General features: G+C 65.6%; 9 protein-coding genes. 7 read left to right on the plus strand and 2 right to left on the minus strand.

The features are described from left to right. Both JaAD80_RS30890 and JaAD80_RS24265 read left to right on the plus strand, forming a co-directional pair. Window positions 1-584: hypothetical protein (locus JaAD80_RS30890; protein ID WP_219726874.1), on the plus strand; the 584-nt coding region annotated here is incomplete at its 5' end. Beyond that, window positions 581-1,345 (plus strand): serine protease, encoded by a 765-nt coding sequence (locus JaAD80_RS24265; protein WP_102298372.1) that lies wholly within the window; start codon window positions 581-583, stop codon window positions 1,343-1,345. The genes JaAD80_RS30890 and JaAD80_RS24265, both read left to right, overlap by 4 nt. Window positions 1,346-1,349: 4 nt before the next feature. Here the strand turns inward: JaAD80_RS24265 and JaAD80_RS24270 are convergent, their stop codons facing one another. Both JaAD80_RS24270 and JaAD80_RS24275 read right to left on the minus strand, forming a co-directional pair. Continuing rightward, window positions 1,350-2,096 (minus strand): long-chain N-acyl amino acid synthase, encoded by a 747-nt coding sequence (locus JaAD80_RS24270; protein WP_102298383.1) that lies wholly within the window; start codon window positions 2,094-2,096, stop codon window positions 1,350-1,352. Window positions 2,097-2,295: 199 nt separating this feature from the next. Beyond that, on the minus strand, window positions 2,296-2,919 hold the full coding sequence (locus JaAD80_RS24275) for an XrtA/PEP-CTERM system exopolysaccharide export protein (RefSeq protein ID WP_102298374.1): 624 nt from the start codon (window positions 2,917-2,919) through the stop codon (window positions 2,296-2,298). 246 nt (window positions 2,920-3,165) lie between these two features. Here JaAD80_RS24275 and JaAD80_RS24280 point away from each other — a divergent pair, with 246 nt between their 5' ends. From JaAD80_RS24280 to JaAD80_RS24300, 5 genes are read left to right on the plus strand one after another with little or no spacing between them, the layout of a single operon-like run. Continuing rightward, window positions 3,166-4,695 carry an XrtA system polysaccharide chain length determinant gene (locus JaAD80_RS24280; protein WP_102298375.1) on the plus strand — a complete coding sequence of 510 codons (1,530 nt, stop codon included), beginning with the start codon at window positions 3,166-3,168 and terminating at the stop codon, window positions 4,693-4,695. A gap of 19 nt (window positions 4,696-4,714) precedes the next feature. Continuing rightward, entirely contained in the window at window positions 4,715-5,563 is an 849-nt protein-coding gene (locus JaAD80_RS24285) for an XrtA-associated tyrosine autokinase (RefSeq protein WP_102298377.1), read from the plus strand. Continuing rightward, window positions 5,547-7,091, plus strand: coding sequence for a TIGR03016 family PEP-CTERM system-associated outer membrane protein (locus JaAD80_RS24290; RefSeq protein ID WP_180979570.1), 1,545 nt, complete (start codon window positions 5,547-5,549; stop codon window positions 7,089-7,091). Before JaAD80_RS24285 ends, JaAD80_RS24290 begins: the two co-directional genes overlap by 17 nt. 11 nt (window positions 7,092-7,102) lie before the next feature. Continuing rightward, complete coding sequence (gene wecB, locus JaAD80_RS24295) at window positions 7,103-8,299, plus strand: non-hydrolyzing UDP-N-acetylglucosamine 2-epimerase (protein ID WP_102298380.1); 1,197 nt, start codon at window positions 7,103-7,105, stop codon at window positions 8,297-8,299. Further along, window positions 8,296-9,150, plus strand: coding sequence for an XrtA system polysaccharide deacetylase (locus JaAD80_RS24300; protein WP_102298382.1), 855 nt, complete (start codon window positions 8,296-8,298; stop codon window positions 9,148-9,150). The genes wecB and JaAD80_RS24300 overlap by 4 nt, the downstream gene beginning before the upstream one ends. Window positions 9,151-9,152 lie beyond the last annotated feature (2 nt).

The following is a 9,152-nucleotide window of genomic DNA, read 5'->3' on the forward strand; positions in this document are numbered from 1 at the left end:
CTGCGCCCGCTGTAGCGGCCCACGCGTGGCAGCATTACGCGCTGCCGCTGGCCAGCGGTCCGCTGGGCGCGGGCGGCTGGCTGCTGCGCGCGCCGGTACAGCTGGAACTGGCCGCCAGCGGTGCGGCGCAGTCCACCGTGATCGATGTGGACAATCTCAGCCTGCGCGGCCCCGGCGGCGAGGAGCTGCTGGCCAACGGCCAGTTCAGCCAGGCCAATCATGCCTGGTTTTTCAGCAGCGATCACCATCATTTGCCCTGGCATATCAAGAACCTGGCCTTGCATTTGCTGGTGGAAACGGGCTGGTGCGGCGTCCTGTCCACCGTGGGCTTGCTGATCCTGGCCGCGCTGCGGCTGCTCGACGGCACGCGGCAAGGCCGGGCGGGCGCCATCGCGCTGGGGGCGGCGCTGGCCGGCTTTCTTGCCGTCGGCATCTTTGACAGCCTGCTTGACGTGCCGCGCATCGCCCTGCTGTTCCATTTGCTGCTGCTGGGCGCGCTGCTGCAGGCGCCAGGTGGCGCCACATCTTCCCGCACCCCTTCCTTCGCCCCTACCCGCACGCCGCCCACCGAAAGTCCGCCATGAAAACCGCCCTGCCCGCCATCCTGCTGTGCCTTAGCCTGGCCACCATCCCCTGCCGCGCGGACGATACCCTGGCGCAGGTGATCGTGCGCCTGAAGCCGTCCGTGGTCGGCGTGGGCAGCCTGCAAAAGACGCGCACGCCACCGCTCAGCTTCATCGGCACGGGCTTCGTCACGGACGATGGCTTGAGCGTGCTGACCTGCGCCCACGTGATCCAGAAGCTGCTCGACGCCAACCCGAACGAGGTGATCGGCATCCTCACGGGCCAGGGCGAGGCGGCGCAATTTCGTCCCGCCAAGGTGCGCGCCATCGACATGGAGCACGACCTGGCGCTGCTGCGCCTGTCCGGCGCACCTCTGCCGGCCCTGGCGCTGGGCGATGCGGATGCCGTGCGCGAAGGCCGCGCCATGGCCTTCATGGGTTTTCCCCTGGGCATGCTGCTGGGCCTGCGCCACGTCACGCACCGCGCCACCGTGTCGTCGCTGACACCGGTGGTGATGCCCAGCGAAAACGCGCAGCGGCTCGACACCCGGCGCCTGGCGCAACTGCAAAAGTCGCCGTACACCGTGTTCCAGCTGGACGCGACCGCCTACCCGGGCAGCAGCGGCAGCCCCCTGTTCGATCCCGAGACGGGCCTCGTCTACGGCATCGTCAACATGGTGTATGTCAAGGGCTTGAAGGAAACGGCCATCAGCGCGCCCAGCGGCATCACGTATGCCATTCCTGGCAGCCACATGCAGGCATTCCTGCTAAAAAACAAATAACTGCCTAGTTGCGTCCCTGGCGCAAGCGGTCGGTAATGCCGGGCTCATCCCATGTCGGAAAAAAAAAGGGGTAAAACGACCGTTCACCCCCATGCTGTTCCATCATGCCGCCGTATTGACGAATCTGGGCGCCCATGTAATCGAGATCGAGCCGTAGCAGCACGGCCGGCGCCCCCACGCGCGTGCACTCTCGCTCGCCGCCAAAGTCCCTGAAACCCAGCATGCGCTTGTAGAACACCACGTGGCGCGGATTGACTTCAATCACGTAATCGGTAAAGCCATGGATGTTGTGCGCATAGATATAAGAAATATGAATCAGCGCCGCGAAGACGCGCTTGCTCACGCCCTTGTCGATGGCCAGGCGCGACGGTTCGCACAAGCGCCTGCCGTCGGCGCGCAGCAAGTCGAGCTTGTCGCGGAAGTTTTCATCGGCCGGCAAGCCCGTCTCGTCATTGTCCAGACACAAGGTCATGGTGCCCACGGTGGTGCCCGCCGTTTCCGCAAACAGGGTGATCTTGTTGAGCGCATGCGCGATGCCGGGATCGACGGCGTAGCCGCGCCAGCCGTACATCTTGCGGATCAGCAGGCTGGCGGCCTCGCGCCGGCCTCGGGAATTGGCCATGCGGATATGGAAGCGCTGCAGGTCGAGCTCGTGCTCCATGGCCGGGTCGATCTGCCCTTCGCCCACCACCAGGTCGCTGAATGTGCCCGGCGTATCGAAGGAAATAATGGGTTCGTCTTCAAAAGTCATCGTGTCCTCGCGTTCATCGGCAGCCGTCAAGACGGACTGAAGCCAATGCCTTGTGACAAGAAGAAAACTGGAGAAGTTCCCGGAAAAACCTGATAAAACAGAAGAAATTGCACTTTCGATGGCAAAATTACACGCCAAAATTTTCCTTTGAGTACAAAATAACAAATAAAATTGGCGTTTTGATAGCGCGGCCGTTAGCCTAGAAGAAGCTCTCTGGTATCAGCAGCACATCACCGGGACGCATCATGACGTTCGCGGAAATATCGCCTTCCTTCAGCAGGTCATCGAGCCGCACGCGCAGCTGCTGCTGGCTGCCTTCGCGCATGCGGATGATGCTGGCCTTGTTGCCGGCCGCAAAATCGGTGATGCCGCCCACGGCGATGAGCACATCCATCAGCGACATGCCCAGCCGGTATGGCAGCGCCTGCGGCTTGGCCGCCTCGCCGATGACGCGGATCTGTTGCTCGTACGGACCGGAAAAATTGGTGACGATCACCGTCACCACGGGCTGCTGGATGAACTTGCCCAGCGCCTGCTCGATATCGCGCGCCAGCTGGGTCGAGGTCTTGCCGCTGGCCGGCAAGTCTTCCACCAGCGGCGTGGTGATCTTGCCGTCGGGCCGCACGGCCACCGTCAGCGACACTTCCGGATTGCGCCAGACGATGATATTGACGGAGTCGCCCGGGCCGATCAGGTAGTCGTGCAGGGGCGCGCTGTCCTGGGCCGGCGCCAGCGGGTAGCGCGTGCGGCAGGCGCCCAGCAGGCTGGCCGAGGCCGCCATGGCCAGCGCGTGGAATACGAATGCACGGCGAAACGGTTTCATGCGTGGTCTCTTCGGGTCGATGACGGACGGCGGCCGCGTAAAAGCAGCCTGGGCCGCGAACTTCCTATGATTATTAAAACCCGGCAAGGCAACCTTGAGGCGTATCAAGAAGCAATCATCTTGGGAAATTTTGCCCCATGGCCGCCCTATACTTTGCTTACTCAACAAGCAATATCTGCACGACAAGTTTGTTTTTCCGCGCCCCCGTCCCGCTACCGCGCGGGGCCGTTACCTGAAGGAAGCGCCATGGAGGAATTGCTGCAGCAGCTGCTGTCCGGGCTCAAGGGCATCTGGAAATACCGCTGGCATGCGCTGGTGGTGGCGTGGCTGGTGGCCATTGCCGGCTTCATCAAGGTCATCAGCGTGCCCGACGAATACCAGACCCGGGCGCGCGTGTTTGTCGATACGCAAACCATCCTGAAACCTTTGCTGGCAGGCATGACCAGCGTGCCGAACGCGGACCAGCAGGTGGCCATCATGAGCCGCACCCTGCTCAGTCGCCCGAACGTCGAGCGCGTCATGCGCATGGTCGACCTGGACCTGGGCTCGAAGACCGTGCGCGAACACGAGGCCCAGCTCGACGACCTGATGGGACGCATCAAGATCACGGGCACGAATGCGTATGATATCTACACCATCAGCTACAGCGGGCGCGACCCGAAACTGGTGCGCGACGTGGTGCAAAGCCTGCTGACCATCTTTGTCGAAGGCAGTTTCCAGGGTAAGAAAGGCGATTCGCAGAAGGCGGTGCAATTCATCGACGAGCAGATCAAGAATTACGAGGACAAGCTGAGCGCGGCGGAAAACCTGGTGAAGGAATTCAAGATCCGCAACAGCCTGCTGCTGCCGCGCCAGGGCATCGACTATGGCAGCCAGCTGCTGATATCGTCCGATAGCCTGAACAATGCCAAGCTGGAACTGCTGGAGGCGGAACAGTCGCGCAAGGCCATCCAGAGCCAGATCGAGGGCGATGAACCGGTGCTGGACCTGGAACCGAACGCGGCCGGCATCAGCAATCCGGAGCTGGACGAGCGCATCGCCTCGATCAACAAAAACCTCGACAGCCTGCGCATGCAATTTACAGAATTGCATCCCGATATCATTTCTTCGAAGCGCCTCATCGCCCAGCTGGAAGAACGCAAGATCGAAGAAAGCAAGCTGAAAGCCGGCTCCGGTGATCCGGGCAAGAATTACAGCCCCATGCTGCAGCAGCTGAAAGTGGCGCTGACGGACGCGGACGCCAAGGTGGCCGCCATCAAGGCGCGCGTGCAGGAATTTACCGCGCGCAACGAGCGCCTGCTGGCGCAAAGCAATGCCGTGCCCGAGGTGGAGTCGCAGCTGGCCCAGCTGAACCGCGACTACATCATCAACAAGGAAAACTATGAAAAGCTGATCGGCCGGCGCGAAGCGGCCAAGCTGTCGGGCGAACTCAGTTCCACCACCGACATGATGGCCTTCAAGATCATCGATCCGCCCACGGTGCAGTACAAGCCCGTCGGCCCCAACCGGCCGCTGCTGTTCAGCGCGGCGCTGGGCGCGGCCCTGGTGGCCGGCATCGCTGCCGCCTTGCTGATCAGCCAGGTGCGCCCCACCTTCCTCAGCCCGGCCGAACTGCGCGATGCGACGGGCTTGAGCGTGCTGGGCACGGTATCGATGAACTGGACGGCGCTGCAGCAGGTGCGCCGCCGGCGCGCCCGCTACGGCTTTGGCGCCGGCCTGGGCAGCCTGTTCCTGCTGTACGGCGCCGTCATGACGGCGGCGCTGCTGAAATTCTAGACCCGGGCAAGGAGCGAAGATGGACAGCAAGGACAAACGCGACCCGCAAGTGGCTGAAAGCGCCGCCGTGTATGCAACAGGCCGGGCTGGCACGGATGCTAAGGCTGCCAAGGCGAACGCAACGGCGGCGCTGGCCGACTCGCCCCGCTACCGGGAACTCAACCTGCCGCGCCTGCAGGAGCAAGGCATGCTCACGCACGATGGCGGGCGCAGCCCGGTGGCCGAGGATTTCCGCATCATCAAGCGCCCGCTGCTGCGCCAGGCGCGCGCCACTGGCGAGCAGGCCATCCGCCACGGCAACCTGATCGTCGTCACCAGCGCCATGCCCGGCGAAGGCAAGACCTATTGCGCCGTCAACCTGGCCATGAGCATCGCCATGGAAATGGATATGACGGTGCTGCTGGTCGATGCCGACGTGGCGCGCCCGTCCGTGCTGAAAGTGCTGGGCCTGCCGCCGGAACCGGGGCTGATGGACGTGCTGCTCGACGAACAGCTGGAAATGGCCGACGTGATCCTGAAAACCAATGTGGCCAACCTGAGCATCCTGCCCGCCGGACGCAGCAACCGCCATGCGACGGAATTGCTGGCCAGCCGCGCCATGAGCCGGCTGCTGGCCGAAATCGCCAGCCGCTATGCCGACCGCATTGTCGTCTTCGACTCGCCGCCCCTGCTCATCACCAGCGAAGCGCACGCGCTGGTCGGGCAGATGGGGCAAGTGGTGATGGTGGTGGAGGCGGAAACGACGACCCAGCACGCCGTCAAGGAAGCGCTGCGGCAGATCGAGACGTGCGAACACATCCATTTAATCTACAACAAGACCAGGTCGTTTCCGGGTAATGATTACTACGGTTATGGCTATTACGACTAGGCGCGGCGCGCTGCCTCAGTTTTCCCTGTTGCCGCTGCCGCTGCTGCTGTTGCTGACCATGCCGATGCCGGTCGCCGCCATCGAGTGGCTGGTGCAGCCCTCCGTGCGGCTGCGCGAAAGCTATACGGACAATGTGCTGCGCGCGCCGCCGGAACGGGCCCGCTCCGACTTCATCACGGAAATCGCCCCCGCCATCGCCCTCATCGGCAGCGGCCCGCGCCTGCAGGTGCACCTCGATTACAGCTGGCACAAATTCCTCTACGTGCGCCGCGCCGACACGGACAGCCACCAGCTGCGCGCGGCCACCGAGGCCGAACTGCTCAAGGACTGGCTGCACCTCGATGCGAGGGCCAGCGTCAGCCGCCGCAGCATCTCGCCGTTCGGCCCGCAAGTGATCGACGACCTGCCCGGCACGGAGAATGAAAGCACGGTGCGCACCACCAGCATCAGCCCGTATTTGCGCCACACCTTCCGCGGCCTGGCCACGGCCGAGCTGCGCTACACGCGCGCGTCGCTGGGCAGCGGCGGCGACCTGCTCTCCGTGCGCAGCGACGAGCTCCAAATGCTGCTCGACGGCGCGCCGCGCGGCAGCGGCTGGACCTGGAACGCCAGCCATTTGGCGCGCCGCACCGACGACAGCAAGCTGACGCCGCTGCGCATGCAGCGCAGCAGCGCGGGCCTGCGTTACCCGATCAGCAGCAAATGGTCGGCCACGGCCAGCGGCGGCATGGAGCGCGAGGGCTATGTGTCGACCTCGGGCCAGGCGCCGCAGGGACGCTTCTGGTCGCTGGGCGGCGTGTGGACGCCGTCGCCGCGCACCAGCGTGGCCTTCAGCACGGGCAAGCGCTACTTTGGCCACACCTACAGCCTGGACGCGCATTTCCTGCAGCGCCAGACCAACTGGCAGCTCAGCTACAACGAAAACATCACCAGCATGCCGGAACAGTTCTTTCGCCTGGGCGACCGCGACGCGGCCAATCTGCTCGACCAGCTGTGGCGCGGCCTGTTTCCCAATCCCCTGGACCGGCGCCTGCGCATCGACGCCTTCCTGCGCTACGCCAACAGCCTGGGGCCGGAACGGGGCGCCATCAATTACTTCAGCCACCGCTATTTCCTGCAGAAACAGCTGAGCCTGACCATGGCCCGCGCCACGCCGAAAAGCACCGTGGTGGCCGGTTTCACGGCGCTGGACCGCACGGCGCAAACGGCCAGCGGCATCGACAGCGGCCTGCTGCCCGGCGTGGACTTCGGCAGCGAAGACCGCACGCGCCAGCTGGCGGGCAACCTGGGCTGGAGCTGGCAAGCCTCGTCGCGCAGCAGCATGACGCTCAATGCCGGCTACGCCAGCGTGCGCTCGCTGAGCGTGCCACGGCGCGACAGCAACGCCACCGTCGCGGCCGGCTACAGCCGCGTGCTGCAGCGGAAAGTGACGGCCAGCATCGACGTGCGCCACACGCGCCACAGCAGCACGCGCGGCGGCAACTACCGCGAAAACAGCGTCAGCGCCACGCTCAACATGCGATTCTAAGGAGGCCGTCCATGCCGTACCAGCAGAACCACCCGGGCCATCAGGGCCACCAGGACCACCGCGCTTCCCCCACGCCGGCGGCGCACCTGCTGTGCGTGGTGGCGGCGCGGCCGAACCTGATGAAGATGGCGCCCATCCTGGCCGCCCTGGGCCGCCAGGCCCCCGCGCTGCGCGTGACCTTGCTGCATACGGGGCAGCATTACGACCCGGCCATGAGCGGCCAGGTGTTTGCCGACCTGGGCATGCGCGCGCCCGACATCGCGCTCGACGTGGGCTCGGGCAGCCACGCGCAGCAGACGGCCGAGATCATGCGCCGCTTCGACGCCGTGCTCGATGCCCACCCGCCGCCGGCGCCGGACGCCGTGCTGGTGGTGGGCGACGTCAATTCCACCTTGGCCTGCGCGCTGGTGGCGGCCAAGCGCGCCATTCCCGTGATCCACGTCGAGGCGGGCCTGCGCAGCGGCGACCGGCGCATGCCGGAAGAAATCAACCGCGTGCTGACCGACCAGCTATCCGCGCTGCTGCTGACCAGCGAGGATGGCGCGCGCGCCAATCTGCTGCGCGAAGGCATCGCCGCCGAACGCATCGTGTTTACCGGCAACGTCATGATCGACAGCCTGCGGCGCCAGCTGCCGCGCGCCGTGGCGCCCGCCACCACCTTGCGCCTGCACGGCCACGCCTGTCCGCCAACGTATGGCTTGCTGACCCTGCACCGGCCATCGAACGTGGATGACGCCGGGCAGCTGGCGGCCTTGCTCGAAGCGCTGGGCCAGCTGGCGCGGCAGCTGCCGCTGCTGTTTCCCGTCCACCCGCGCACGCGCGCCGCCCTGCGCCTGGCGGGGCTGGAACAGCAGCTTGCCCGGCATGCCATCGTCTGCCTGCCGCCGCTGGGCTACCTGGAAATGCTGGGCCTGATGCGCGATGCGCGCCTGGTGCTGACGGATTCGGGCGGCATCCAGGAAGAAAGCACGGCGCTCGGCGTGCCTTGCCTGACCCTGCGCGAGAATACGGAGCGGCCCGTCACCGTCAGCGTGGGCACGAATACGCTCGCCGGCACGCAGCCCGCCAGCATCGTGGCGCTGGCGCGCGGCATGCTGGAAACGGGCGGCAAGCGCGGCGCCATGCCGCCGCTGTGGGATGGCCACGCGGCCGAACGCGTCGCCGCCGCCGTTATCGCCTGGCTGGCCGCGCACCGGGAGCTGCCATGACGGCGCTGCCATCGCCGCTGGCCAATGCCCTCACCATCGACGTGGAAGACTATTTCCAGGTCTCCGCCTTCGCCGCGCACATCGACCGCGCCGACTGGCCGCGCCTGGAATGCCGCGTCGAGGCGAATATCGAGCGCATCCTGCTGCTGCTGGAGGGGCGCGGCATCCACGCCACCTTTTTCACCCTGGGCTGGATCGCCGAGCGCTATCCGGCCATGCTGCGCCGCGTGGCGCAGGCCGGACACGAGGTGGCCAGCCACGGCCAGGCGCACCGGCGCGCCAACGAGCAGTCGCCGGCGCAGTTCGCCGCGGATGTGCGCCTGAGCAAAACCCTCATCGAACAGCTGACGGGGCATGCCGTGCTGGGCTACCGCGCGCCCAGTTTTTCCATCGGCGCGGGCAATCTGTGGGCCTTCGACGTCTTGCAGGAAGCGGGCTACCGCTACAGTTCCAGCATCTACCCGATCCGCCACGACCATTACGGCATGCCGGACTCGCCCCGCTTCGCCTGGCGCCCACGCGGGCCGCAGGGCGTGCTGGAATTGCCGATCAGCACCGTGCGCGTGCGCGGGCGCAACCTGCCGGCCGGCGGCGGCGGCTATTTCCGCCTCATGCCGTATGTACTGTCGCGCTGGCTTTTGCGGCGCATCAACTCGCACGACGGGCAAGCTGGCATATTCTATTTTCATCCCTGGGAACTCGATCCCGGCCAGCCGCGCCCCTCGGGCCTGGGCGCGAAGACGCGCTTTCGCCACTACCTGAACCTGGGGCGCATGGAAGCGCGGCTGGCGCGGCTGACCAACGATTTTTCCTGGGACCGCATGGACCGTATTTTTCTTGAAAGCACATGATG

It is taken from the genome of Janthinobacterium sp. AD80 (assembly GCF_002878455.1).
GTDB lineage: Bacteria > Pseudomonadota > Gammaproteobacteria > Burkholderiales > Burkholderiaceae_D > Janthinobacterium.

What these genes read in the sequence shown, in the direction of transcription:
- JaAD80_RS24265 (WP_102298372.1), top strand. Translation starts at nt 581, where the DNA reads ATGAAAACCGCCCTGCCCGCCATCCTGCTGTGCCTTAGCCTGGCCACC.
- JaAD80_RS24270 (WP_102298383.1), bottom strand. Translation starts at nt 2,096, where the DNA reads ATGACTTTTGAAGACGAACCCATTATTTCCTTCGATACGCCGGGCACA.
- JaAD80_RS24275 (WP_102298374.1), bottom strand. Translation starts at nt 2,919, where the DNA reads ATGAAACCGTTTCGCCGTGCATTCGTATTCCACGCGCTGGCCATGGCG.
- JaAD80_RS24280 (WP_102298375.1), top strand. Translation starts at nt 3,166, where the DNA reads ATGGAGGAATTGCTGCAGCAGCTGCTGTCCGGGCTCAAGGGCATCTGG.
- JaAD80_RS24285 (WP_102298377.1), top strand. Translation starts at nt 4,715, where the DNA reads ATGGACAGCAAGGACAAACGCGACCCGCAAGTGGCTGAAAGCGCCGCC.
- JaAD80_RS24290 (WP_180979570.1), top strand. Translation starts at nt 5,547, where the DNA reads ATGGCTATTACGACTAGGCGCGGCGCGCTGCCTCAGTTTTCCCTGTTG.
- wecB (WP_102298380.1), top strand. Translation starts at nt 7,103, where the DNA reads ATGCCGTACCAGCAGAACCACCCGGGCCATCAGGGCCACCAGGACCAC.
- JaAD80_RS24300 (WP_102298382.1), top strand. Translation starts at nt 8,296, where the DNA reads ATGACGGCGCTGCCATCGCCGCTGGCCAATGCCCTCACCATCGACGTG.